At 58.3% G+C, this 25342-nt stretch carries 28 protein-coding genes; 21 read left to right on the top strand and 7 right to left on the bottom strand.

The genetic code is table 11. The features are described from left to right. Positions 1 to 15: 15 nt before the first annotated feature. The gene (locus H4V96_RS16990; RefSeq protein WP_010400940.1) at positions 16 to 804 is read right to left on the bottom strand and encodes a spermidine synthase; all 789 of its coding nucleotides are present in this window, start codon (positions 802 to 804) and stop codon (positions 16 to 18) included. 224 nt (positions 805 to 1028) lie between these two features. After that, positions 1029 to 1541, bottom strand: a complete 513-nt coding sequence (locus tag H4V96_RS16985) for a glycine zipper 2TM domain-containing protein (RefSeq protein WP_010400938.1) — start codon at positions 1539 to 1541, stop codon at positions 1029 to 1031. Positions 1542 to 1941: 400 nt separating this feature from the next. On the opposite strand from H4V96_RS16985, the gene H4V96_RS16980 reads away from it, so the two are divergent. From H4V96_RS16980 to H4V96_RS16960, 5 genes are all read left to right on the top strand, one after another. Further along, the gene (locus H4V96_RS16980; protein ID WP_196854710.1) at positions 1942 to 2340 is read left to right on the top strand and encodes a barstar family protein; all 399 of its coding nucleotides are present in this window, start codon (positions 1942 to 1944) and stop codon (positions 2338 to 2340) included. A gap of 156 nt (positions 2341 to 2496) precedes the next feature. After that, positions 2497 to 3105 carry a phosphoribosylglycinamide formyltransferase gene (purN, locus tag H4V96_RS16975; RefSeq protein WP_029496618.1) on the top strand — a complete coding sequence of 203 codons (609 nt, stop codon included), beginning with the start codon at positions 2497 to 2499 and terminating at the stop codon, positions 3103 to 3105. A 21-nt stretch (positions 3106 to 3126) separates the two neighbouring features. Next, entirely contained in the window at positions 3127 to 4446 is a 1320-nt protein-coding gene (locus H4V96_RS16970; RefSeq protein WP_010400934.1) for an RsmB/NOP family class I SAM-dependent RNA methyltransferase, read from the top strand. 122 nt (positions 4447 to 4568) lie between these two features. Then, the gene (locus H4V96_RS16965) at positions 4569 to 5927 is read left to right on the top strand and encodes a mechanosensitive ion channel domain-containing protein (RefSeq protein WP_070346388.1); all 1359 of its coding nucleotides are present in this window, start codon (positions 4569 to 4571) and stop codon (positions 5925 to 5927) included. 132 nt (positions 5928 to 6059) lie between these two features. Beyond that, the gene (locus H4V96_RS16960; protein ID WP_010400930.1) at positions 6060 to 7268 is read left to right on the top strand and encodes a fatty acid desaturase; all 1209 of its coding nucleotides are present in this window, start codon (positions 6060 to 6062) and stop codon (positions 7266 to 7268) included. Positions 7269 to 7407: 139 nt separating this feature from the next. On the opposite strand, the gene rpmG is transcribed toward H4V96_RS16960, so the two are convergent. The 3 genes from rpmG to radC all read right to left on the bottom strand — a co-directional run bounded on the left by rpmG (position 7408) and on the right by radC (position 8768). Beyond that, positions 7408 to 7575 (bottom strand): 50S ribosomal protein L33, encoded by a 168-nt coding sequence (rpmG, locus tag H4V96_RS16955; protein WP_010400929.1) that lies wholly within the window; start codon positions 7573 to 7575, stop codon positions 7408 to 7410. A gap of 22 nt (positions 7576 to 7597) precedes the next feature. After that, positions 7598 to 7834, bottom strand: coding sequence for a 50S ribosomal protein L28 (rpmB, locus tag H4V96_RS16950; RefSeq protein WP_010400928.1), 237 nt, complete (start codon positions 7832 to 7834; stop codon positions 7598 to 7600). Between the two features lie 259 nt (positions 7835 to 8093). After that, positions 8094 to 8768, bottom strand: a complete 675-nt coding sequence (gene radC / locus H4V96_RS16945) for a DNA repair protein RadC (protein WP_010400927.1) — start codon at positions 8766 to 8768, stop codon at positions 8094 to 8096. Between the two features lie 121 nt (positions 8769 to 8889). On the opposite strand from radC, the gene H4V96_RS16940 reads away from it, so the two are divergent. The 6 genes from H4V96_RS16940 to H4V96_RS16915 all read left to right on the top strand — a co-directional run bounded on the left by H4V96_RS16940 (position 8890) and on the right by H4V96_RS16915 (position 14305). Beyond that, positions 8890 to 9345: an FKBP-type peptidyl-prolyl cis-trans isomerase gene (locus H4V96_RS16940; RefSeq protein WP_010400925.1), complete on the top strand. Its 456-nt coding sequence runs from the start codon at positions 8890 to 8892 to the stop codon at positions 9343 to 9345. 12 nt (positions 9346 to 9357) lie between these two features. Beyond that, positions 9358 to 10305, top strand: coding sequence for a 4-hydroxy-3-methylbut-2-enyl diphosphate reductase (ispH, locus tag H4V96_RS16935; RefSeq protein ID WP_010400923.1), 948 nt, complete (start codon positions 9358 to 9360; stop codon positions 10303 to 10305). 301 nt (positions 10306 to 10606) lie between these two features. Next, the gene (locus H4V96_RS16930; protein ID WP_010400921.1) at positions 10607 to 11536 is read left to right on the top strand and encodes a branched-chain amino acid ABC transporter permease; all 930 of its coding nucleotides are present in this window, start codon (positions 10607 to 10609) and stop codon (positions 11534 to 11536) included. A gap of 31 nt (positions 11537 to 11567) precedes the next feature. Further along, positions 11568 to 12785 carry an ABC transporter ATP-binding protein gene (locus H4V96_RS16925; protein WP_196854713.1) on the top strand — a complete coding sequence of 406 codons (1218 nt, stop codon included), beginning with the start codon at positions 11568 to 11570 and terminating at the stop codon, positions 12783 to 12785. Positions 12786 to 12797: 12 nt separating this feature from the next. After that, positions 12798 to 13571 (top strand): ABC transporter ATP-binding protein, encoded by a 774-nt coding sequence (locus tag H4V96_RS16920; protein ID WP_010400919.1) that lies wholly within the window; start codon positions 12798 to 12800, stop codon positions 13569 to 13571. An 11-nt stretch (positions 13572 to 13582) separates the two neighbouring features. Further along, on the top strand, positions 13583 to 14305 hold the full coding sequence (locus tag H4V96_RS16915; RefSeq protein WP_010400917.1) for an ABC transporter ATP-binding protein: 723 nt from the start codon (positions 13583 to 13585) through the stop codon (positions 14303 to 14305). 123 nt (positions 14306 to 14428) lie between these two features. On the opposite strand, the gene H4V96_RS16910 is transcribed toward H4V96_RS16915, so the two are convergent. After that, complete coding sequence (locus H4V96_RS16910) at positions 14429 to 14995, bottom strand: phasin family protein (protein ID WP_196854714.1); 567 nt, start codon at positions 14993 to 14995, stop codon at positions 14429 to 14431. 433 nt (positions 14996 to 15428) lie between these two features. On the opposite strand from H4V96_RS16910, the gene H4V96_RS16905 reads away from it, so the two are divergent. From H4V96_RS16905 to H4V96_RS16895, 3 genes are all read left to right on the top strand, one after another. Next, positions 15429 to 16280 (top strand): DMT family transporter, encoded by an 852-nt coding sequence (locus H4V96_RS16905; RefSeq protein ID WP_280721193.1) that lies wholly within the window; start codon positions 15429 to 15431, stop codon positions 16278 to 16280. Between the two features lie 46 nt (positions 16281 to 16326). Continuing rightward, the gene (locus tag H4V96_RS16900) at positions 16327 to 17046 is read left to right on the top strand and encodes a nitroreductase (protein ID WP_196854715.1); all 720 of its coding nucleotides are present in this window, start codon (positions 16327 to 16329) and stop codon (positions 17044 to 17046) included. A 177-nt stretch (positions 17047 to 17223) separates the two neighbouring features. Beyond that, complete coding sequence (locus tag H4V96_RS16895) at positions 17224 to 18297, top strand: serine hydrolase (protein ID WP_070346389.1); 1074 nt, start codon at positions 17224 to 17226, stop codon at positions 18295 to 18297. A 162-nt stretch (positions 18298 to 18459) separates the two neighbouring features. Here the strand turns inward: H4V96_RS16895 and H4V96_RS16890 are convergent, their stop codons facing one another. Next, complete coding sequence (locus H4V96_RS16890; RefSeq protein WP_034785179.1) at positions 18460 to 19239, bottom strand: IclR family transcriptional regulator; 780 nt, start codon at positions 19237 to 19239, stop codon at positions 18460 to 18462. Positions 19240 to 19392: 153 nt separating this feature from the next. Between H4V96_RS16890 and H4V96_RS16885 the strand changes: the two genes are divergently transcribed. The 7 genes from H4V96_RS16885 (at position 19393) to H4V96_RS16855 (ending at position 25331) form a co-directional block, all read left to right on the top strand. Further along, on the top strand, positions 19393 to 19776 hold the full coding sequence (locus H4V96_RS16885) for a diacylglycerol kinase (RefSeq protein WP_010400907.1): 384 nt from the start codon (positions 19393 to 19395) through the stop codon (positions 19774 to 19776). 143 nt (positions 19777 to 19919) lie between these two features. Beyond that, positions 19920 to 20924: a sulfate ABC transporter substrate-binding protein gene (locus H4V96_RS16880; protein WP_010400906.1), complete on the top strand. Its 1005-nt coding sequence runs from the start codon at positions 19920 to 19922 to the stop codon at positions 20922 to 20924. Positions 20925 to 20984: 60 nt separating this feature from the next. Further along, positions 20985 to 21551 (top strand): alpha/beta hydrolase, encoded by a 567-nt coding sequence (locus tag H4V96_RS16875; RefSeq protein WP_196854716.1) that lies wholly within the window; start codon positions 20985 to 20987, stop codon positions 21549 to 21551. Between the two features lie 51 nt (positions 21552 to 21602). Further along, on the top strand, positions 21603 to 22241 hold the full coding sequence (locus H4V96_RS16870; protein ID WP_196854717.1) for a peroxiredoxin: 639 nt from the start codon (positions 21603 to 21605) through the stop codon (positions 22239 to 22241). Positions 22242 to 22526: 285 nt separating this feature from the next. Continuing rightward, entirely contained in the window at positions 22527 to 23336 is an 810-nt protein-coding gene (cysT, locus tag H4V96_RS16865; protein ID WP_280721063.1) for a sulfate ABC transporter permease subunit CysT, read from the top strand. Next, positions 23333 to 24259, top strand: a complete 927-nt coding sequence (gene cysW, locus H4V96_RS16860) for a sulfate ABC transporter permease subunit CysW (RefSeq protein ID WP_196854718.1) — start codon at positions 23333 to 23335, stop codon at positions 24257 to 24259. Before cysT ends, cysW begins: the two co-directional genes overlap by 4 nt. Before the next feature lies 1 nt (position 24260). Beyond that, positions 24261 to 25331, top strand: coding sequence for a sulfate ABC transporter ATP-binding protein (locus tag H4V96_RS16855; protein ID WP_010400898.1), 1071 nt, complete (start codon positions 24261 to 24263; stop codon positions 25329 to 25331). The last annotated feature ends 11 nt before the right edge of the window (positions 25332 to 25342 follow it).

The following is a 25342-nucleotide window of genomic DNA, read 5'->3' as shown; positions in this document are numbered from 1 at the left end:
CGGCCTTGCCGGCGGTTACAGGGTGCTGACGATACCCTTGACCCAGGTCTTGGCGGGCAGTTTGGTTTCGGCGACGATCTGCTTGGCCCGTTCCAGCAAGGCCGCTTGCGCTTCGGTATCGAGCGCCACTTTGGTCTTGAAGGCGATCGCCACTACGTTCCCATCATGCACTTCCGGCAGGCAGATCACCTGTGCGAACGCAAACTTCATCGCCTTGATGTTCTTCGCGTAGCTGGGGTGGTCGCCAAACAGGTTGACCGTCATGATGCCATGCGGCGCCAGGCAGGCGCAGCAGGCGGTATAGAAATCGGCGCTATCGAGCACGGGACCGCGCGCCGTGGCGTCGTACAGGTCCACTTGCAGTGCATCCAGGGTGCCGTGCTTGGTGTCGTCGTTGACATAGTCGAGCGCATCCATCTCGCGCACGTGCAGGCGCTCGTCGTTGGGTGGCAGCTTGAACATCGAGGCACAGATGCTGACAACGGACGGGTTCAGTTCAATCGCTTCGACTTGCGCCTGCGGGAACTGGCGGTAGCAGAACTTGGTCAGTGCGCCCGTGCCCAAGCCCAGCTGGGCGAGGCGCTGTGGTTGCTCGATCCACAGCATCCACGCCATCATCTGCTGCGCGTATTCGAGCTCCGGCCAGTCCGGCTTGCGGATGCGCATGGCGCCTTGCACCCATTCCGTGCCGAAATGCAGATAGCGCACGCCATCCATTTCGGATAGGGTGACAGGGGCATAGCGGGGCTTGCGCGCGGGGCGCGAAGATTCGACTTGTTCGATGGATTTTCGTTTGATGAGCATAAGGCGGCCTGAAAGTGAGCCGCATTATAGCCCGTGCCGGGGCGCCATAAAAAATGCCGACCCTTGGGGATCGGCATTTTAATCATGAGTAACAACGTCTGACAGAGGCGTCGCGAGCGCAAGGAAGAGGTGGCCGAGGAGCGCAACCGTACTCTGTACGGGGGCGCCGAGCCGGTGAGCATCGCAGGCCGCCTATGCCGACGCGCAGCAGCTTATGTCAGGCCTTACTGTTGGGCGGGCTCGATGGAGATGCGCAGGCGGATCCGTTCACCCGGATCGTAGGACATGATGCTCGTGTAGTTGCGGCCGCGGTAGTCGTAGGTGACTTGGTAGCCATTGTTGCGCGATTCCCAATGGTCGACCTGGCGGCATTGCTTGATGGCTTGTTCCTGTACGCCGCCCTGGTAGTTGTTCTGGTTGTCGACGCGGTCACCGACGACGGCGCCGGCAATCGCGCCAGCGGCTGCGGCGGCCGTGCGGCCATTGCCGCCGCCGACCTGGCTACCGAGCAGGGCGCCAGCGATACCGCCGACGATGGAGCCGCCAGCGCTGCGCTGCTGCGGCGGTGCCTGTACTTGCACGTATTCCGTACGGCATTCCTGGCGTGGACGATTGATCTGTTCCACTTGCGGCACGACGCGTACGACTCTGCCAAAATCTTCAAAGTCGGCAGCCTGAGCGAGTGGCAATGCGCCGATACAAAGGGCGGACATCATCAATTTGGCTTGCAAGTTCATTTGTAACCTCATTATGGAGAGAATCTTTCAGGGTATTTTTTATAACTTGAGACTATAGTAGTCGCGCCAGCACTAGACAAGTGTTTTGCGTGGCAACAAAATGTAACAGCCCAAGTCCCTTGCCCCACAGTCTGTAACATGCACTTTCAAACGATACAAGATGTTGGATCACTTGAAACCAGCGGTTTGTAACAAATCTTGCGTTTGACATCACATTCGGGTTGATTCATGCAGGACAACACGTTACCCTAATACGCGTATGGCTTATATAAAATCGCACTGAATCGCATAAAAGTTGAGACAGATCGAATCACCGCGTGCGTATTGACCCGCGTGCGGGGATGCAATAAGAAGAGCAGCTAGAAAAAATCCATACATAACAGGTCGATTTGAGGGAAAAATGAGTTTGTTACTAACCGTGCCGCCCAACCTTGTCCAGTCCATCCGCGCCTTTCGCGTGACCGAGTTACAAGACGAGGCTAGCCGTCTCGGGCAGCACTTTTTATATGCGCATTGCAACGCTGGGCAGACCAAACAACAAGTCATCGGCATGATTGCAGAAGCATTCCTGTTTCCGAAAAACCTGGCGAAGAATTTCGATGCCCTGCGCCTGTGCCTGACGGACACCATGCACAAGGCAGGCACGCAAACGGGCTTTCTGGTGGTGCTCGAGCAATTGCCAAATACGCAAAAATTTGATAAGGAAGCGCGCGAGATCCTGCTCGACGTGTTCCGCGACGCGGCCGACTACTGGGCCGAGAAGAAAGTTCCGTTCCGCGTCTTCTATTCGTTCGAGTAAATACTTACTCTTGCTGTGACGCTCTAAAACTAGCCTCTCGCGCAGATGACAGTCGGCCATGCCAGTCGGCTGAGGCGCGCCGGCGCCTATGTTGCGGCGCAACAATAATACCGGCCTTTCTAGATTCGCATCGCCATAGCAGGTACAATGCGCGCTATGAAAAATATCGTTATCCTCATTTCTGGACGCGGCAGCAACATGCAAGCGGTCGTCCGCGCGGCGCAAGCCGAGCAATGGCCAGCGCGTATTGTCGCCGTCATCAGTAACCGGGCCGACGCCGAGGGACTGGTTTTTGCCGCAGAACATGGGATAGCGACGGCAGTCGTTGCCAACAAGGATTATGCCAGCCGCGAGCAGTTCGATGCGGCGCTGCAAGCCGTGATCGACGGCTACTCCCCCGACCTGGTCGTGCTGGCCGGTTTCATGCGCATCCTGACGCCGCCTTTCGTCGAGCACTATGCGGGGCGCATGCTCAATATCCACCCGTCGCTGCTGCCGCTGTTCCCGGGCATGGCGACACACCGCCAGGCGCTCGAGGCGGGCGTGACGGAACACGGCGCGACCGTGCATTTCGTGACTGCCGAGCTCGATCACGGCCCGGCCGTGGCGAGCGCGGTGGTGCCAGTCTTGCCAGACGACACAGAAGACAGCTTATCGGCGCGCGTGCTGGTACAGGAACATTTGCTTTACCCGCGCGCCATTCGCCTGTTCATTGACGATAAACTGTCAGTCGAGCATGGCCAGGTCCGCGTGGGCCCTCAATAAAATATTACAGGAAAAATAACAATGAGATTGCCACCAGCGATACTCGCCAATGCTGAAGAAGTATTGCGCGAAATTTTACGTTTCACGGCCCCGGCCGACACCACCCTGTCGCGCTATTTCCGTGACCATCCGCGCCTCGGTTCGCGCGAACGCGGCGCCATCGCCGAAGGCATTTATGCCGTCCTGCGCAACAAATCGTTCTTTACCGATTTCGCCGAAGCGGGCAGTGGCCCGACCATGCGCCGCCTGACCATCCTCGGCCTGGCCGAAGCGGTGGGCGCCGACTCCCTGGGCGGCCTGACGGAAGAAGAAGTCGAATGGCTGGAACGCATCACGCAGATCGACCGTAGCCTGATGCCGTCGAACATGCGTGCCAACATGCCGACCTGGCTGTTCGACAAGCTGATCGCCCAGTTCGGCGAAGCGGAAACCATGAAGCTGGCCGATGCACTGAACGCACCGGCGCCGCTGGACTTGCGCGTCAACTCGCTCAAGGCGACGCGCGAGGACGTGATGCTGGCGCTGGCCGAAGCACCTATCCTCAGCACGCCAACGCCATATGCGCCGCTGGGTTTGCGCGTGATCAAGAAGCCTTCGCTGCAAAACATGCCATTGTTCCAAAGCGGCGCGATCGAAGTGCAAGATGAAGGCAGCCAGATCCTGTCGCAGATCGTCGGCGCCAAGCGCGGCGAGATGGTGGTCGATTTCTGTGCCGGCGCGGGCGGCAAGACCCTGGCGCTGGGTGCGCTGATGCGCAATACGGGTCGTTTGTATGCGTTCGACGTGTCGGAAAAGCGCTTGGCCAAGCTGAAGCCGCGCATGGCCCGCAGCGGCCTGTCGAACGTGCATCCGGTGCAGATCGCGCATGAGCGCGATGCCAAGATCAAGCGCCTGGCGGGCAAGATCGACCGCGTGCTGGTCGATGCCCCGTGCAGTGGCTTGGGCACCCTGCGTCGCAATCCTGACGTGAAATGGCGCCAGCAGCCGAACTCCATCGTCGAACTGCAAGCCAAGCAGGCAGCCATCCTGGCCGGCGCGGCGCGCCTGGTCAAGGGCGGCGGCCGCCTGGTGTACGCCACCTGCAGCTTCCTGAACGAAGAAAACGATTTTATCGCCGAGCAATTCCTGGCCGCCCATCCGGACTTCACCCTGGTGCCGATGAGCAAGGTACTGGCTGAACAGAAGATCGAACTGGAAATGGGCGACTACCTGAAATTGTTGCCACATCTGCACCAGACCGACGGCTTCTTCGCCGCCGTGTTCGAGCGCAAAGTCATGCCGAAAAAAGTCTACGCCGATGAAAAGCCGGCCGACGACGTTGATGCTGAGCAAGCCGAGTAAGCTTGTCACGGGCGGCCGCTGCACCCTGCAGTGGCCGCTTCAATGCCGTCAGCCCGCCTGGCGGCATGGGTTCTATGCCCATCCGTACCACTTCTGTGTTCCCCTTCCGGATCTCCTGCGCCATGAATGAAACCCCGCTGCTCAACCTGATCACTGATTTTGTCAACGATTTCCGTCAGCCAGCCATCTTGTGGCAGGCCTTGCTCATCGTCGCTTGCCTGGCACTGAGCTGGTTGCTGGTGCGGCAATTGCGCGCATTCCTGCACCAGCGGGCGCAAGCGGCTGCCGTCCCGTCTACGCCGGAAACCTTGCAGCGCACGGACAGTTTCATTCGCATCCTGACGCCTTTGCTGGCGGCCATGTTGCTGGGCATCGCGCAACATTTCCTGGCCAAGTTCCAGTCGGTGAATCTGCTCAGTATCGCCATTCCCCTGTGTACATCGATGGCGCTGGTGCGTCTCGGTTTTTATGTGCTGCGCCGCATTTTTGCCCATCATGGCGATATCAGCCCCACCATGTTGTTGCTGGAAAAGGTATTTACCGTGGTGGTGTGGGCCGGCATGGCCCTGTATATCACCGGCCTGTGGCCCGATCTGCATGCGTTCCTGGAAAGCATTTTCGTGCCGCTGGGACGCAACAAGGTATCCGTGGCTGCCATCTTGCAAGCCGCTATTTCGGTGGCCGTGCTGCTGGTGCTGGCCATGTGGGCTGGCACTTCGCTCGACGAGCACCTGATGAAAATGCAGGGCCTGCACACTTCCTTGCGCGTGGTGTTGTCGCGCATGGGGCGCGCCGTGCTGATCCTCGTTTCCGTGCTGGTCAGCTTGTCGCTGGTGGGCATCGACTTGACGGTGCTGTCGGTGTTTGGTGGCGCCTTTGGCGTGGCGCTGGGTTTTGGCTTGCAAAAGATCGCCGCGAACTTTGTGTCCGGTTTCATCATCTTGCTCGACCGCAGTCTGACCATCGGCGACATGATCACAGTCGGTCAATTTACGGGCAAGGTGACGCAGATCAATACGCGCTATACTGTCTTGCTAGGTGGTGATGGCGTGGAATCGATCGTGCCCAATGAAATGCTAATTTCTGGCGGCGTGCAGAACATGTCGCTGAGCAACCGCATGGTTTGGCTGTCGACGGCCGTGTCGCTGGGCTATGAAACCGATCTTGATGTCATCTTCCCTTTGCTGGAAGCGGCCACTGCCAAGGTGCCGCGTGTGTCGCAAAGCAATCCGCCATCGGCCACTCTCGTGCGTTTCGGTGCCGACGGTCTCGATGTGCAAATTGGCTTCTGGATCGCGGATCCGGAAAACGGCACGGGCGGCGTGAAGTCGAATGTGAATCGCGCCATTTGGCGCACCTTGCAGGAACATAAGGTCACTGTGCCGTTTCCGCAACGCGAATTGCGTATTGTTGGTACGCCTCCTGTCCCGCTCACGGGCGCGGCAGGCGGTGAGTCTGCGTCATCCGGCACCCAGCCCTGACCTTGCTGTCTGCCTTCGATTTGCCTGATAGTTCCCATTAGGGCGTACAATCACGCCTAAAATTAACGCTGCCGGACCTCCGGAGTCACTGGAGCGACCGAGCGCATGCCCTGTCCACTTGGAGTAGCAGTAATGACATTGAGTTCCGTTTTACACGACGTTTTACAGTTCATGGCAACTGGCATTACCGATTTGTCCGCATGGCAAGTTTTCCTGTACACCATGGTCGTTACGCACATCACCATCGCCAGCGTGACGATTTACCTGCACCGCCACCAGGCCCACCGGGCGCTGGAATTGCACGCTATTCCCAGCCACTTCTTCCGTTTCTGGCTGTGGTTGACGACCGGTCAGGTCACCAAGGAATGGGCGGCCATCCACCGCAAGCACCATGCCAAGTGCGACACGGAAGAAGATCCGCACAGCCCCGTGACGCGCGGCATCAAGAAAGTGTTCTGGGAAGGCGCCGAGCTGTACCGCGCTGAATCGAAGAACATGGAAACCATGGCCAAGTATGGTCACGGCACGCCGACGGACTGGATCGAACGCAACCTTTACACGAAATACAGCTGGTTGGGCGTGGTAGCGCTGTTGCTTATCAATTTCGTGTTGTTCGGCGTGATCGGCATTTCTGTGTGGGCCGTGCAAATGATGTGGATACCTATCACGGCAGCGGGCATCATCAACGGCATCGGCCATTATTGGGGCTATCGCAACTACGATTGCGCCGACGCGGCCACCAACATCATTCCATTTGGCATCCTGATCGGTGGCGAAGAGTTGCACAACAACCACCATACCTATGCTACGTCGGCCAAGCTGTCGTCGAAGTGGTATGAAATCGATATCGGCTGGGCCTATATCCGCGCACTCGAAATGCTCGGCCTGGCGAAGGTGAAAAAGCTGGCGCCGGAACCGAAGTTCTCGCACGGCAAGCTGGAAGCGGACTTCGAGACCTTGCAATCGGTCATCGCCAACCGCTATGACGTGATGGCCAAGTATGCGAAATCGATCAAGCATGCATGGAAGGAAGAGCTGGAACACCTGAAACACAAGGCCGAACTGGAAAAGCGCTTCCTGAAATCGTCGCGCAAGCTGATGCAGCGCGAACCGGGCAAGCTGGCCGATGCGCATCACGCACAGCTGTCGGAATTGTTCCAGCATAGCAAGGCGCTGGAAACCATGCACCAGATGCGTGTGGAGCTGGGCGCGATCTGGGAGCGTTCGCACTTTACGCGTGAGCAATTGCTGCAAAAGCTGCAAGACTGGTGCGCACGTGCCGAAGCGTCGGGTATCCAATCGCTGCAAGAGTTTTCCTTGCGCCTGCGCAGCTATGCCTGATTAGCCTGTTACGCCATATCAAGGCCCTCGATTCCAGGGCCTTTTTTTTATCTAGGCAAAGTGTGCAGCCGCCGGCCCGAAATCCGGGCGAAAAAAAACCGCTCATCGGAGCGGCTCTTTCTGCAGAACACAATATCAATTACTTGATTTTGGTTTCTTTGTACGTTACGTGCTTGCGTGCTTTAGGATCAAATTTCATGATCTCCATTTTCGCTGGCGTCGTACGCTTGTTTTTGGTGGTCGTGTAGAAGTGACCCGTACCGGCGGTCGATTCTAACTTGATTTTGTCGCGGCCTGATTTTGCCATGATAGCTCCCTTATTCTGCTAATTAGACTTTTTCGCCACGAGCGCGCATATCGACCAATACGGCGTCGATGCCGACTTTATCGATGACGCGCAGACCGGCGTTGGACAAACGCAGGGAGACCCAGCGGTTTTCAGATTCAACAAAAATACGACGATTCTGCAAGTTAGGCAAAAAACGACGTTTGGTTTTGTTGTTTGCATGGGAAACATTGTTGCCGACCATCGGCTTCTTCCCAGTGACTTGGCAAACACGTGCCATGGCGCACTCCTTAAAGATATTCCAAATTGGAAAAACGAGAGTATATCTAAAATAAGCAGATTTATCAATGACTTGCGAAAAACAATTGTGTCATATGTCGGTGAATAAATTTAACAATTTGGTTTTTCCCCTTTCCCATCGGGAAAAGCACTGGTAAACAGCGCTGTTTGCTGCTAGATAAGCGTCTCGGCGCTGTCACGTATGTCCTTGTTTACACATGGTTAACTGCGACCACGGTGGTGCTGGCCTGCGCGCTTACTTAGATCTGGCCGTGTTCCGCAAACGAATGCACTTGTCGCCCGGCGACGACGAAGTGGTCGAGGACGCGCACGTCCACCAGCGACAAGGCTTGCACCAGCGCGCGCGTCAGCAGTAAATCCGACTCGCTCGGCTCCGGCGTGCCGGACGGGTGGTTGTGGGCCAGCATGACGCTGGCCGCGTTGTGCAGCAGCGCCTGCTTGACCACTTCGCGCGGATACACACTGGTGTGGGTGAGAGTGCCGCGAAACATTTCGCGGCTCGTGATCAGGCGGTTCTTGACGTCCAAAAACAACACATGGAACGCTTCATGCGCCAGGTTGCCCAGGGTCAGGCGCAAATAGTCTTTGACGGCGTGCGGCGAACTGAGGGCTTGGCCCGTCTGTAAATCCTCGATGATGGCGCGCCGCGCCAGTTCCATGACCGCCTGCAACTGGGCGAACTTGGCGCTGCCCATGCCATGCACGGCGGAAAAACTCACGAGGCTGGCAGCAAACAGGCCGCGCAGGGAACCGAAGTGCTCCACGGTGTCGCGCGCCAGTTCTACGGCGCTTTTGCCGCGCACCCCGGTGCGCAGGAACACGGCCAGTAATTCCGCATCCGACAGCGACTGCGCGCCATCCTCGATCAAACGTTCGCGTGGCCGCTCGCTGGCCGGCCAGTCCTTGATACCCATGCTGTTCTCCTGTTTGCCGCCGGCGCTGAGCGCCCCATGGCCTTCTTTGACGAAGCCATGGGGCAGGCGCGGCCAGTGTGGCTTACAATATCGCTTTGCATCAGCTACTTGAAAACTCACTATGTCCAACGAGCAACCAGCAATCGTCACCGAAGCGGCTTACCTCACCCTGCATTATCGTCTTGCTACTGTTGACGGTACTGATATTGTCACTACTTTTAGCGCAAATCCTGCGACCTTGATGCTGGGGCAGGGCCAGTTGGCGCCATTCCTCGAGCAGCGCCTGTTGGGCTTGCCTGAAGGTACGCACCAGACGTTTGAGCTGAGCGCCAGCGAAGGCTTTGGCGAGCGCAACCCCGAACTGGTGCAGTCTGTTTCGCGCGCGACCCTCGACGAAAACTCGGTACCCGGGGCCGACTACAAGATTGGCGACCTGGTCGACTTCGCCGCACCGGGCGGCGGCCGCTTTGCCGGCGTGCTGCGCGAAATGCGCGCGGACTCGGCCCTGTTCGACTTTAATCATCCGCTGGCCGGTCAGCCACTGCGCTTCGAAGTCAAGCTCATTTCAGTGTTGTAAAAAGGAATAGCGATGGATAAAGAACTGTTACTGGCCCAGCCTCGCGGTTTTTGCGCTGGTGTCGACCGGGCGATCGAAATCGTCGAGCGTGCCTTGCAGCAATTTGGTGCACCGATCTATGTGCGCCATGAAATCGTGCATAACGCCTATGTGGTGGCAGACTTGCGCAACAAGGGCGCCATCTTTATTGATGATCTTGATGACGTGCCTGCTGGCAATACGCTGGTGTTTTCCGCCCATGGCGTCTCGAAAGCCGTGCGCGCCGAGGCGGAATCGCGTGGCCTGAGCATTTTTGACGCGACTTGCCCGCTGGTCACCAAGGTGCACATGGAAGTGGGCAAGATGCGCCGCGAAGGGCGCGAGATCATCATGATCGGCCACGATGGCCATCCCGAGGTGGAAGGCACGATGGGCCAGGCCGAGATGGGCATGCATCTGGTGGAAACGCTCGACGATGTGGCCGCTTTGCAGGTCGCCAATCCCGATAGCCTGGCCTATGTTTCTCAAACAACGTTGTCAGTTGACGACACTAGCGACATTATCGCGGCCTTGAAAGCGAAATATCCGAATATCGCCGAGCCGAAAAAGGGCGACATCTGCTACGCCACCACCAACCGCCAGGAGGCCGTGAAATTCATGGCCCCGCAAGTGGAAGTGGTGATCGTCGTGGGCAGCCCGAACAGCTCGAATTCGAACCGTCTGCGCGAAGTGGCCGAGAAGATGGGTACGCCTGCCTACATGGTCGATAATGCCTCGCAGATTGATCCCGCCTGGCTGGAAGGCAAGCTGCGCGTGGGGGTGACGGCCGGTGCCTCGGCGCCCGAGGTGCTGGTGCAAGCCGTCATCGAGCGCTTGAAAGCGTGCGGCGTGAAGAGCGTGCGCCCGCTCGATGGCGTGCAGGAAGCGGTCACCTTCCCGATGCCGAAAGGCCTCGACGGCATCAAGCGCGACGTCGCTTGATGGCATGCGGCGATTGAGTATCGAAGAGGAGCCACCTCAAAACAAAATTTAATTTGGAAATGAATAATTTATTCCAATTTTAGTTTTCACAAAACATCGTTATTATTGGTTCAAGCTTGAAGATGTTGTCGTTATGACTCAGTAAGGTCGCGCCCGTTTTGGGTGCGTGCACCATGCTGGTGAGAACGGTCCAAGGATGGCACTGCGGGAATTGTTCCTCCGGTGCCGTTTTTGTATCAGCCTCACATGTTCTGGCGGAAGTTGTTCCCGAAAAATGCATATTTGATAGGGCAATCTGACCATGGATACATTCATCCAGCAAATCATTAACGGCTTGGTGCTGGGCAGCATGTATGCCTTGATCGCTCTCGGTTATACGATGGTGTATGGCGTTCTGAACCTGATCAACTTCGCCCACGGCGACGTGCTCATGATAGGCGCCATGGTGGGCTTGAGCATCCTCAAGCTGCTGGGCATTTATGTGCCGGACTGGCCCGGCTACTTGAAACTGGCCACCGCCATCCTCGGCGCCATCCCCGCCTGTATTCTGGTCAACATCATCATAGAGCGGGTCGCCTACCGCCGCCTGCGCAATGCTCCCCGCCTTGCCCCCCTGATTACCGCCATCGGCGTTTCCATCCTGCTGCAAACCTTCGCCATGATGATCTGGACGCGTAATCCCTTGCCCTTCCCGCAATTGCTGTCGACCGACCCTATCAATGTGGGCGGCGCCGTGATTTCGCAAACGCAAGTACTGCTGTTGGCCCTGGCTGCCCTGTCGATGGGCGCATTGGTGTTGCTGGTGGAAAAAACAAAAATGGGCCGCGCCATGCGCGCCACGGCGGAAAACCCTCGCGTGGCTGGCCTCATGGGCGTCGATTCCGACAAGGTCATCGTGGCCACCTTTGCCATTGGCGCCGCGCTGGCGGCCGTGGCAGGTGTGATGTGGGGCGCCAACTATGCATCCATTCAATTTTCCATGGGCGCCATCCCCGGCTTGAAAGCCTTTTGCGCGGCCGTGCTGGGCGGCATCGGCAATATCTATGGCGCCATGCTGGGCGGCATCCTGCTGGGCCTCATCGAGAGCCTCGGTGCCGGCTATATCGCCTATTTTACCGGTGGTTTCCTCGGCAGCCATTACCAGGATATCTTTGCTTTCGTCGTGCTGATCATCGTGCTGACCCTGCGTCCGTCCGGCATCATGGGCGAGCGCGTGGCCGACCGCGCCTGACGTCATCCATAAAAACAAGGAGTTGATCACCATGGCACTACTCGATTTTGACGCCAAGAACAATCCCGCCAAAGCCTACGCCGGCATGCTGGGCCTGGCCGCGCTGCTGATGGTGTTCCCCTTTTTTGCCGCGCAGTTCGGCAACTCGTGGGTGCGCATCATCGACATGGCCTTGCTGTACATCATGCTGGCGCTGGGCCTGAACATCGTGGTCGGCTTTGCCGGCTTGCTCGATCTCGGCTATATCGCCTTCTACGCCGTGGGCGCTTACCTGACGGCCTTGTTGGCGTCGCCGCAGTTTGCCATCTTGCTCGAATCGGTGGTGAATCAGTATCCGCTGCTGGGTGCAACCCTGGTGCAACTGATGGGACCGGAAATCCGCGAAAACGGCCTTCATCTGTCGATCTGGTTCATCGTGCCGCTGGCCGCCTTTGTTGCTGGCCTGTGCGGTGCGCTGCTGGGCGCACCGACGCTGAAACTGCGTGGCGACTACCTGGCCATCGTAACCTTGGGCTTTGGCGAAATCATCCGCATCTTCATGAACAATTTGAACGATCCGATTAATTTTACGAACGGTCCGCAAGGCATCAATTTGATCGATCCCATCCGCATCTTTGGCGTCAACCTGGCGGGGGAGGCCGGCACCAACAGCACCGTCGTGGTGGGCGGCTTTTCCATGCCGTCCGTGAATGCATATTATTTTTTGTTCCTCTTCTTGTGCATCGGCATCGTGTTCGTCACCAAGCGCCTGCAGCATTCGCGCCTGGGCCGCGCCTGGGTGGCCATCCGCGAAGATGAGATCGCCGCCAAAGCCATGGGTATCAACACGCGCAATGTCAAATTGCTGGCCTTTTCCATGGGCGCTTCGTTTGGCGGCGTGGCCGGTGCCATGTTTGCCTCGTTCCAGGGCTTTGTCTCGCCGGAATCGTTCTCGCTGACGGAGTCGATCGCCGTGCTGGCCATGGTGGTGCTGGGCGGCATCGGGCATATTCCTGGCGTGATCCTCGGCGGCGTGATCCTTGCCTCGATACCCGAAGTGCTGCGCCACATGGTGGAACCGGCTCAGCTGGCGCTGTTCGGCCATGTGGTGATCGAGGCGGAAGTGCTGCGCCAGTTGTTGTACGGCCTGGCCATGGTCTTGATCATGCTCAATCGTCCCGCCGGACTGTGGCCATCGCCCAAGCACGAAGACCGGCCCGACCATGATGTGGACCAGTCGAACAAATCCACCGGCATCGTGTCCGCATAAGGGAGGGGTAGCATGAGCCAACAGATCATTCTCGACATCGCCGGCGTCAACAAGCGTTTCGGCGGCTTGCAAGCGTTGACGGACGTGGGCATTACCATTCGGCAAGGTCAGATCTATGGCTTGATCGGCCCCAACGGTGCCGGCAAGACCACCTTCTTCAATGTCATCACCGGCCTTTACCAGCCCGACACGGGCACCTTCAAGCTCGCTGGCAAGCCGTATTCGCCATCGGCGCCGCACAAGGTGGCCAAGGCGGGTATCGCGCGCACCTTCCAGAACATCCGCCTGTTTGGCGACATGACGGCGCTGGAAAATGTCATGGTGGGGTGCCATGTGCGCTCGCACCAGGGCGTGTTCGGCGCCATCTTCCGCCACAAGGCAGCGCGCGAGGAAGAGGCTGCCATCCGCAAGCGCTCCATGGCATTGCTCGATTTCGTCGGTATCGCCCAGTTTGCCAAGCGCACGGCGCGCTTTTTATCATATGGCGACCAGCGGCGCCTGGAAATTGCCCGCGCGCTGGCCACCGACCCGACCCTGCTGGCTCTCGATGAGCCGGCGGCCGGCATGAATGCGACGGAAAAGCTGGCCCTGCGCGAATTGCTGGTGAAAATCAAGGCCGAAGGCAAGACCGTGCTGTTGATCGAGCACGACGTGAAACTGATGATGGGACTGTGCGACCGCATCACGGTGCTCGAGTATGGCAAGCGCATCGCCGAAGGCTTGCCGGCCGAAATACAACAAAACCCGGCCGTTATCGAGGCTTATCTGGGGGGATCGCACGCATGACGCACAATGGATTGAACCACAACGTCCTCAAGGTCGCCGGCCTGCACGTGGCCTACGGCGGTATCAAGGCGGTGAAAGGCATCGACCTGGAAGTGAACCAGGGAGAGCTGATCGCCCTGATCGGCGCGAACGGCGCCGGCAAGACGACGACCTTGAAAGCCATCACGGGCACTTTGCCCGAATGCAAGATCGAAGGCACGATCAGCTACCTGGGCGCGTCGCTCAAGGGCACGAAATCGTTTCATCTGGTAGAAAAAAAGCTGGCCATGGTGCCGGAAGGGCGGGGCGTGTTTACCCGCATGTCGATACGCGAAAACCTCATGATGGGGGCCTACACGCGCACCGACAAGGCGGGCGTCGAGCATGACATTGCCAGGTGGTTCGATGTGTTTCCGCGTCTGAAGGAGAGGGCGGCGCAGATGGCCGGCACGCTGTCGGGCGGCGAGCAGCAGATGCTGGCCATGGCGCGCGCGTTGATGAGCCATCCGAAGCTGCTGCTGCTTGACGAACCATCGATGGGCCTGTCGCCCATCATGGTCGAGAAGATTTTCGAGGTGATCCGCAAGGTGTCGTCCGAAGGCATCACGATCTTGCTGGTCGAACAGAATGCCCGCCTGGCCCTGCAGGCGGCGCACCGCGGCTATGTGATGGATTCGGGCTTGCTCACCATGGGCGGCAACGCCGCTGCCATGCTCGACGACCCGCGCGTGAAAGCGGCGTATCTGGGGGAGTAGCGCACCATAAAAAATGCCCCAGCTAGGCTGGGGCATAATGGCATCCGTCGGTGAAGTGCGCGATGGCTGCCTGGAGGAGCTGGTAACTGCTCACAGCGGACCGCCGCAGCGGTCGTGCAATAATTACTTGGCAGCCGTGCGCGGCACGACTTTTTCAGCCGCTTGCGTGAACTGGTTCACGGCCGATGTCAGGTTCGCTTCGATAGTTTCGACGGCTTGCTTGCTGGTTTTCGAGAATTGCTCGTAGCCTGCATTGGCATTGCCGATCGCGCTTTTCAAGATGGCGACGGCGTTTTCCGAACCGGCTGGCGCGTTCTTGGTCACTTCTTCCACCAGCGACAGAACTTTGCGGTTGGTTTCAGCGATTTGCGATTCAGCAGCTTTGCTGAACTCGGCTTGCGTGCCGGAGGTGATGGCTGCCAGGTGACGGCCGTAAGCGATGGCTTTTTCGGCGTTAGGCTGGGCTTGAGCAGTGCTCAGCGAGAAAAATTCTTGTGGATCTTTTGCCGACAGCAATTGCTTGGCGGCGGCGGTCGATTCTTCCAGCGTTGCCTTGGCAGCGGTCAGGTTCAGTTCGACGATCTTTTCGATGCCTTCGAAGGCTTTGCCCGTCAGCGACGAGAACAGGGCGAATTGGGCTTCCAGGTTGGCTTTGGTAGCGGACGAAAATTGCTCAGGAATTGAAAACATATAAATCTCCAAAAATCGAAATCTGGTTAATTTGATGCTGCGTGTACCGTTTGGGAAAGCAGGTGAATCTAAATTTTTCAAGCTGAACAAGAATTGTGCAACGCAACAAACCCTATTCTACGGCGAAAAAAAACGAAGTCAAGCGATTCTTGTGCGTTGCAACAATTGAATAGATTTGCATCAAAAGTCATTGTTTCCAAAGGGAAATATTTCATTTCTGAGTGTCAATGGTTTGCGCCACAACTACTGTTTCCAGCAGTTGTGGCGGCGATCGCTGCGCAGCATGCTAGACTTTGCTCCCGCACTGGCCTAGCGTCCCGCTGCCGACCCCGTTTGCCGAGTTGATACCATGTCCAAGTTTCCCGCTGCTGCTGGCGCCAGCGGCAAAGCCGCCAAAGCCCCCAAAGCTCCTTTCCTGACGAGACTGGCGCCGATGGCCTTGCCCGGCTTCTTTGTGTTGTTATGGAGCACAGGCTTTATTGTCGCCAAGTTCGGCCTGCCGTACGCGCCGCCGCTGACCTTACTGTTGCTGCGCTTCCTGGGCGTGCTGGCGATCCTGCTGCCGCTGGTACTGCTGTTGCGCGCGCCGTGGCCTGTGGGACAGCTGCGCCAGATCGCCGTGGCTGGCATCCTGATGCAGGCCGGCTATCTGGCCGGCGTCTGGTGCGCCATCAAGCTGGGCATGCCGGCCGGTTTGTGCGCACTGATCGTCGGCATGCAGCCCGTGCTGACGGCCTGCGCCGCGCCCCTGATCGGCGAAGTTGTGCGCCCGCGCCAGTGGCTGGGCCTGTTCTTTGGCTTGCTGGGCGTGGCCCTGGTCGTGTATGCCAAGATTAACCGCGTGGGCTTGAGCGTGGAAAGCGTGCTGCTGTGTATTTTCGCGCTGCTGTCGATGACGGCCGGCACCTTGTACCAAAAACGCCACTGTCCCCAATTCGACTTGCGCACTGGCACGCTGGTACAGTTTGCCGCCTCCATCGTGGTGGTATGGCCATTTGCCCTGTATTACGAAGGGCTGGACCTGCATTTCAGCCACGTGGAATGGACGGCACACTTTATCGGCGCCTTGCTGTGGTCGGTACTCGTCTTATCCATCGGCGCCATCTTCTTGCTGTTCGCCCTGATACGCCGCAGTGATGCCACGAAAGTGACGGGCTTGCTGTACCTGACGCCGCCCACGACGGCCGTGATGGCTTGGCTGATGTTTGGCGAAGCCTTTACTATGCTGGGCCTCGCCGGCATGCTGGTGGCCGTGGTCGGCGTGGTGTTTGTCGTCAAGAAATAGCGCATCAGGTAGAGAACAAGTAGATAACGAGCGGGAGAGCAGGGCAGTGAGCAAGCAAACATTTGAAACACCGTCGACGCCGCAAGCGGTGGACGCCGTCATCGTGTCGCGCCGTTCGATCCGCGCCTTTTTGCCCACCCCGGTGGCGCAGCAGGAGATCGCGCGCATCCTGGAAGTGGCTGCGCGCGCGCCCTCGGGCGCCAACATGCAACCTTGGAAAGTGTATGTATTGTCGGGTGAGGCCCGCCTGCGCCTGTCGCGCCGCATCCTCGACGCCTACGCCGCACAGAAGGTGCCTGGCGCGCCCGCGCGCACGGCGTCGTACACCTATTATCCGCGCCAGTGGACGGCACCGTTCATTGCGCGCCGCCGCAAGATCGGCCTGGACCTGTATCAGCTGCTGGGCCTGGAACGCGGCGACACGGCCGGCATGGCCGCCCAGCATGGACGCAATTTCCAGTTTTTCGATGCGCCCGTCGGCCTGATCTTTACCATTGAGCGTGTGCTGGAACAGGGTTCTTGGCTCGACTATGGCATGTTCTTGCAAAACATCATGCTGGCGGCGCGCGCGCGCGGACTCGATACCTGCCCGCAAGCGGCCTTCATCCACTACCATGACATCATCGGCGCGGAACTGGGCGTGCCGGCCAGTGAAATGGTGGTGTGCGGCATGGCGCTTGGCTACGCCGACCCTGACAAGATCGAGAACCGCTTGCACACCGAACGCGAGCCGCTGCCTGGCTTTGTTCAATTCATGGACAAATAGCGCTTGCCAGCGATGGGCACAGGAAATCAGTGGATGAACCAGCAGTTTGTTTGCTGATCGTCAACGATTTGCATTTCGTTTCTGTAATAAATGCTGTCGCAACTGTTAAATTGGCTTGCGATTACTCTGCATTTCGCTACACTGCCATATGGTAAAAGTTTCACGGGGAATGATCGAATGGCTAAGTTTAAACTTGTGCTGGGTGTCCTGGCTTCCCTGTTGTTTGCGCTCGCACCGGCTGCGGCCGTGCACGCCAAGGACGCGAACGGCAAATCCTCCGCCTCCAAGAAACACAATACCAAGAAATTCAAAGTCGTGTTGCGCAAGGGCGCGACGGCCGCGCCGCGCGACAATACCGTGCGCCGAGTCGTCATGGTGCGCGGCAAACGCAAAGTGATCTATCAAAAAGTCAGCAGCGCGGCCGTACCCATGGCCGCACCGATGGCCACCATGGGCGACTTGGCCGGCCTGAACCTGACGCGTGATCCGCTCGACCTCAAGTCGAGCGTGGCGCTGGTGCTGGACCAGGCCAACTCGGAAGTGCTGTTTGAAAAGAATTCCAACGTGGCCCTGCCCATCGCCTCGATCACCAAGATGATGACGGGTCTGGTCGTGGTCGAAGCGCGCCAGGACATGGAGGAAGTGCTGACGATCACGGACGAGGACGTAGACCGCGCCAAATTCAGCAGCTCACGCCTGAAAGTGGGCTCGCAATTGACGCGCGCCAATATGCTGCATATCGCCCTGATGAGCTCGGAAAACCGCGCCGCTTCGGCGCTGGGCCGCAATTATCCGGGTGGCTTGCCGGCCTTTGTCGAGGCCATGAACAGCAAGGCGCGCCAGCTGGGCATGCTCGATACGCATTACGTCGATTCGAGCGGCTTGTCGAAAATGAACGTGGCCAGCGCGCGTGACTTGGGCAAGCTGGCCATGGCTGCCTTCCACCACCCCTTGCTGCGCGAGTATTCGACGGACCCGAAAGCTATCGTCGAAGCCAGCGGCCAGCCTATGCGGTTTGGCAATACGAATCATCTGGTGGCCAATCCGGGCTGGGAAATCGGCTTGCAAAAGACGGGGTTTATCAACGAGGCGGGACGCTGCTTGATGATGCAGGCTGTCATCGAAGGACGGGCCGTGATCATGGTCTTCCTCGATTCCAAGGGGAAACAGTCGCGCACGGCCGATGCAGGACGCATGCGCAAGTGGCTCGAGGCGCTCAAACCTGCCAACATGAGCCTGCCTGGCGCTTGATTGTCACTAAGCAGTGCTGTTGTATTGCAAACGGTTCAACGCCTGACAAAATCGTAGCGAGCGGCAGTGATTTGTGGCTAAGAAGCGCAACCGTACTTAAGTACGGTGAGCATCGCAGGCCGCAAAGCGCGCCGCGCAGTAGATTTGGTCAGGCGTACTCAGTCAGTCTTGCGGGATATAACCCAAGGTGACGGAAATCTGGTTGGCCGTTTCGACCAGATCGACGAGCCACTCATCTTGCAGGCGGTCGGCGGGGGCGGAAATGGACAGGCCGGCGATCAGCTTGCCCGAGTCGTCGCGGATGCCGGCGGCCATGCAGCGCACGCCCAGTTCCAGCTCTTCATTGTCGCGCGCATAGCCGCGCTCGCGCACCAGGCTCAACTCGCGCTCAAGTTTTTGCAGATCCGTGATGGAATTTTTGTTGTGCCCGGCCAGGCCCGTGCGCGTGGCATATGCGCGGATGGCTTTCGGCTCATCGACGGAGAGAAATAATTTACCTGTCGAAGTCAGGTGTAGCGGGCCGCGGCCACCGATGGCACGCACCACTTGCATGCCCGAGCGCTCGGAAAAGGCGCGGTCGATGTAGACGATCTCGTCGCCCTGGCGCACCGACAGGTTGATGGTTTGCTGGGTTTTCTTGTGCAGTTGGCGCATGAAGTCGAGCGCCGCTTCACGCACGCTGAGGCGGCTTTTCACCACATTGCCCAATTCCAGCAGGCGCATGCCCAATCGGTACGTACCCGGTTCGATGCGGTCGACAAAGCGCGTCAGCACCATGTCGTTGAGGATGCGATGCGCTGTCGACGGGTGCAGGCCCGATACCTTGGACAATTCCTTGAGGCTGACCGGGTCGGAATATTTTGCCAGGGCATCGAGCAGGGCGACCATGCGTTCGATTACCTGTATCGTCGTCTTCGGCGCTGCGACCGGTTCAATTTTCATGATGGATTTGGTGCAATGCAGTATTCATGCATCTTTATACCATGATGTGAAAAAATAGTGAAATGTCCCGAGATACTCGGCGAATAAATTGTCACAATTCCCATGCTGGCCGTCATAATTGTCGACTGGACGCACTTTGAATGACGGAAAATTATGCAACCTGTAAATGAATTCAAGAGTAAAAGTGGCTTGAGGCGGATATTTTCCGCCTTTTTTTACTCGCTCGACGGCTTGAAGGCGGCCTGGCGCCATGAACACGCGTTTCGCCAGGAACTGGGTTTGTTCATCATCGGCACGCTCATTGCCTTGCTGCTGCGCATCTCCGCCTTTGAAAAACTGGTGCTGATCGGCGTGCTGCTGCTGGTCTTGATCGTCGAACTGATCAATTCTGCGCTGGAAGCCGTGGTCGACCGTATTTCGCTGGAACGCCATCCACTGTCGAAAAACGCCAAGGACTTTGGCAGCGCCGCCGTGCTGCTGACGTGCATCCTGGCCTTTGCTACCTGGGCGGTCGTCTTGTTTAACCGTTACTATTGACTACTTTATTCGATTGCTTTACCCCTGTTGTGTGTCGTCGATATGCGAAAAATGTATATCAAACGGCGAAACGCTTCGTTCTCTTCGCGGTCGTTGCGGCGTAATCTGGTGGCTCTGAAAGTTCAACCACACGGGGATCTTAGATGCTGTCGAAAAAAATCATCATTGCCGCCGCCCTCAGCGCGTTTGCCATTTTGCAAACGGCACAGGCTGCCGATATCACCTTGCTCAACGTGTCGTATGACCCGACGCGCGAGCTGTACCAGGATGTGAACGCGGCGTTTGCCAAGCAGTGGAAAGGCAAGACGGGCGACAACGTCAAGATCAAGCAATCGCATGGTGGTTCCGGCAAACAGGCGCGCGCCGTCATCGACGGCCTGGAAGCGGACGTGGTGACGCTGGCCCTGGCCTATGACATCGACGCGCTGGCCGAGCACAAGCTGCTGGCCACCGACTGGCAAAAGCGCTTGGCACACAATAGCTCGCCGTACACCTCGACCATCGTGTTTCTCGTACGCAAAGGCAACCCGAAAGGCATCAAGGATTGGAACGACTTGATCAAGCCCGGTGTGTCCGTCATCACGCCGAATCCGAAAACCTCGGGCGGCGCCCGCTGGAACCATTTGGCAGCCTGGGGTTACGCGCTGCGCCAGCCGGGCGGCAACGAAGCGAAGGCCAAGGATTTCGTCGGTAAACTGTACAAGAACGTGCCCGTGCTCGATTCCGGCGCGCGCGGCGCCACCACCACCTTCGTTGAACGCGGCATCGGCGACGTGTTGATCGCCTGGGAAAACGAAGCTTACCTGGCCGTCAAGGAACTGGGCCCGAGCAAGTTTGACATCATCACGCCTTCCGTCAGCATCCTGGCCGAGCCGCCTGTCGCCGTCGTCGACAAGTTCGCCGACAAGCACGGCACGCGCAAGGTGGCCGAGGCTTACCTGAACTACCTGTACACGGATGAAGGGCAAGACATCATCGCCAAGAATTACTACCGTCCAGCAACGGACAGGGCGGCGAAGAAATACGCGTCCCAGTTCGCCAAGGTCAATCTGTTCAGCATCGAGCAAGTAGCCGGCGGCTGGACGGCGGCCCAGAAGGCGCACTTTGCTGACGGCGGCATCTTCGACCAGATCTACCAACCCAAGTAACATCAGATATCAGATGGCAATCGGCAACGATTGCCAGACTGCCAGGCAAAGGGATCCATCATGGCGCTGCGTCGTTTTTCCGATTACCGGGTACTGATCGTGCCGGGCTTGCATAACAGCGGTCCCGAGCACTGGCAGAGCCGCTGGCAGCGCCTGTATCCGCAATTCGAGCGCGTCGAGCAAGAGAACTGGCATGAACCGGACCTGCGCACCTGGTCGGCGCGCCTGGACCAAGTGCGGCGGCAAGATGCGCGCCCGACCCTGATCGTCGCCCACAGCTTCGGCTGCCTGACGACGGCGCACAGCCTGGCCCGCGACCCGCAGGGCGTGGCCGGCGTGCTGCTGGTGGGGCCGGCCGATCCCGACAAGTTTGGCGTGGCGCAAGCCTTGCCGCAAAAGCGCTTGCCTTGCCCCGGCATATTGATCGCCAGCCAGACGGACCCGTGGATGACGGCCGAACACGCGGCGCAGTGGGCACGACGCTGGAATTGCAAGTATATTGATGGCGGTGCGCTCGGTCATATCAACGCCGAGTCGCGCCTCGGTGACTGGGTTTACGGCCAGGCGCAACTGCAAACGCTGTTTGATCTGGCGCAAAGCGATAAACGCCCGCGTCAGGCAGCCTGATTCAACGCACTCAACGAACATTGCGCAACAGAATTTTTCAAGGAGATCACGATGACTTTACGCCTGGGCGATGTCGCCCCCGATTTTGAACAAGATAGCTCCATCGGCACGCTCAAGTTCCACGAGTGGGCCGGCGACTCCTGGGTAGTGCTGTTTTCCCATCCGGCCGACTTTACCCCTGTGTGCACGACGGAACTAGGCTTGACGGCCAAGCTCAAGCCGGAATTCGACAAACGCAATGTGAAGGCCATCGCCCTGTCCGTGGACGCAGCCGAGTCGCACAAGATCTGGATCAAGGATATCGAAGAGACGCAAAACACGGTGGTGGGTTTCCCCATCATCGCCGACGTCGACAAGAAGGTGTCGCTGCTGTATGACATGATCCACCCGGAGCAATCCCTGACTGCCACCGTGCGCTCCGTGTTCATCATCGACCCGAACAAGAAAGTTCGGTTGATCCTCACGTATCCGCTCAGCACGGGCCGCAACTTCAATGAAATCCTGCGCGTCCTCGACGCCTTGCAACTGACGGACGGCTATACGGTGGCCACGCCCGGCAACTGGAAAGACGGCGACGACGTCATCATTCCCTTGACCGTGCAAGACCCGGAGCTGATCAAGCAGAAATATCCGAAGGGTTTTACGGCCGCCAAGCCATATTTGCGCCTGACGCCGCAGCCCAACAAGTAATTCCGGGGTCAGACCCGTCGGGTCTGACCCCAGCATTTGTCTCGGGTATAAATATGTCTAAGAAGCAAAAACGCACCTCATCGGTGCGTTTTTTTTCGTCCGCCGATTCTGCCAGCAAGTATGCGAAATTCATCTAAGCAAATGAGAAATGGTTAGTTCTTTTTATAACGGATACATGTGATTATTGCACTCCATAACTCAAAAATGTAATAAGAGGGAGTGTCTATGTCTGCAGCATCAGCATCAGCAGCGCCGCCCAAGGCGCGCGGAGCGCCGTTTCGGGTCATGCCGGGGTTTAAGCTGTCGCTCGGCTTCACGCTCTTTTACCTGGCCTTGATCGTCCTCATTCCACTCTCGTCGGTGTTCCTGAAAACGTTCACCATGGCGTGGGACGCCTTCTTCAGCGCCGTTACGTCCGACCGCGTGATGGCGTCGTACCGATTGACGTTTGGCGCTTCGCTGATCGCCGCGCTGCTCAATGTGGTGTTCGGCGGCATCCTGGCCTGGGTGCTGGTGCGCTATACCTTCCCCGGCAAGCGCATCATCGACGCGCTGGTCGACTTGCCGTTCGCCTTGCCGACGGCCGTGGCCGGCATCACCCTGACAGCCCTGTACTCGTCGAACGGCTGGTTCGGCCAGTTCATCGAAGGCGTGCTGGGCATCAAGGTGGCGTTCACGCCGCTGGGCGTGGTGGTGGCGCTGACCTTCATCGGCTTGCCGTTTGTGGTGCGCACCGTGCAACCGGTGCTGGAAGACGCGGAAAAAGAATTGGAAGAAGCGGCCGCCAGCCTGGGCGCCAATTCCCTGCAAACGTTTATCCGCGTGATCTTCCCCACGATTCTGCCATCCTTGCTGACGGGCTTTGCGTTGGCCTTTGCGCGCGCCACGGGCGAGTACGGTTCCGTGATCTTTATCGCCGGCAACATGCCGATGGTGTCGGAAATCACGCCGCTGTTCATTATTACCAAGCTGGAGCAATACGATTACGCGGGCGCCACGGCCATTGCCGTGGTGATGCTGGTGGTGTCCTTCCTGCTGCTGTTGACAATTAACCTGCTGCAAGCATGGACGCGCGGAAAGGCGAAAAAATCATGAGTATCAATGTCTCTGCGGCGGCGCAAGTGAAAGATGCGCTGCCAACAGCGCGCCGTTTTGAGCCCAATGTCGGTCCTGTTGCGCTGGAACCGTTGTGGGTGCGCACGGTATTGATCAGCATCGCCTTGCTGTTCCTGACGGCGTTCCTGATCGTGCCCCTGGTGGCCGTGTTTGCCGAAGCGTTCAAGAAGGGCTGGGAAGCGTATATCGCCGCCATCATCGACCCTGACGCGATTTCCGCCATTAAACTGACCCTGATCACGGCGGCCATCGCCGTGCCGCTGAACCTGGTGTTTGGCGTGGCGGCGTCCTGGTGCATCGCCAAGTTTGAGTTTCGCGGCAAGAGCATCCTGCTGACCCTGATCGACTTGCCCTTTTCCATCTCGCCCGTGATTTCCGGCCTGATCTATGTGCTGATGTTTGGCGCCCAGGGCTGGTTCGGTCCGTGGCTGCAGGCGCACGATATCAAGATTTTGTTTGCCGTGCCTGGCATCGTGCTGGCCACTATCTTCATTACCTTCCCCTTTGTGGCGCGCGAATTGATCCCGCTGATGCAGTCGCAGGGCAGCGAAGAGGAAGAGGCCGCCATCGTGCTGGGCGCCTCGGGCTGGAATACTTTCCGCCGCGTGACCTTGCCCAATATTAAATGGGGTTTGCTGTATGGCGTGATCCTGTGCAATGCGCGCGCCATGGGCGAGTTCGGTGCCGTCTCGGTCGTGTCCGGTCATATTCGCGGAGAAACCAACACCATGCCGCTGCAGGTGGAAATTTTGTACAACGAGTACAACTTCGCCGCCGCGTTTGCCGTCGCCTCCTTGCTGGCCCTGCTGGCCCTGGTGACCCTGGCCTTGAAAGCTTTCATTGAGTGGCGTTTGAACGAGAGCGACGCCGACGATTCCGCCTTACGTTCTACGGAGCACTGATATGACCATCGCAGTTAACAACATCCACAAGCGCTTCGGCGATTTCGTCGCCCTCGACAATATCTCTCTGGATTTTCCAACCGGTGAATTGACTGCACTGCTGGGCCCATCCGGCTGCGGCAAGACAACATTGCTGCGCATTATTGCTGGTCTGGAACACCCGGACAGCGGCCAGGTGCTGCTGGACGGCGAAGATGCGTCGAACCGCCACGTGCGCGAGCGGCAAGTCGGTTTCGTGTTTCAACACTATGCGCTGTTCAAGCACATGACGGTATTTGAAAACGTGGCCTTCGGCCTGCGCGTGAAATCGCGCAGCGAGCGTCCGTCGGAAGACCAGATCCGCCGCAAAGTGAAAGAGTTGCTGGAACTGGTGCAGCTGGACTGGCTGGCCGACCGCTATCCGCCGCAGTTGTCGGGGGGGCAGCGCCAGCGCATCGCCCTGGCGCGCGCCCTCGCTGTCGAGCCGCGCGTGCTGCTGCTCGATGAACCGTTCGGCGCTTTGGATGCCAAGGTGCGCAAGGAATTGCGCCGTTGGCTGCGCCGCCTGCATGACGACTTGCACGTCACCAGCATTTTCGTCACGCATGACCAGGAAGAAGCGCTGGAAGTGGCGGATCAAGTGGTGCTGATGAACAAGGGCACCGTCGAACAACTCGGTTCCCCTGAGCAAGTGTACAACCATCCGGCCTCGCCTTTCGTCTATGGCTTCCTGGGCAACGTCAACCTGTTCCACGGCCGCGTGCATGAAGGCGTAATGGCCACCGGCGACGCCAGCTTCGAGGTGCCCGATTACGCGGGCGTGAGCGATAGCAAGGGCACGGCCTATGTGCGTCCGCATGACCTGGAAATCGACCGCTACACGCAAGGCGCCGAAGGCATTGTAGTGAAACTGAGCCGCGCCCATGCGATTGGCCCGCTGGCCCAGTTGGACTTGCAGCGCCTCGATAACAGCGAGCTGATCGAAGCTGTGATGTCGAACGAGCGTTTTACCCATTTACAGCTAAAGGAAGGCGAGACCTTGGTCGTGCGTCCAAAGCGCTTGCGTGTCTTTGTCGAACCCACCCGAACTTAATATTGGAACGC

Origin of the sequence: Janthinobacterium sp. CG_23.4, assembly GCF_029892305.1 — a bacterium.
Taxonomy (GTDB): domain Bacteria; phylum Pseudomonadota; class Gammaproteobacteria; order Burkholderiales; family Burkholderiaceae_D; genus Janthinobacterium; species Janthinobacterium lividum_D.
Note: the sequence above shows the minus strand (reverse complement) of the source record. Positions and strands in the feature narration are given on the sequence as shown.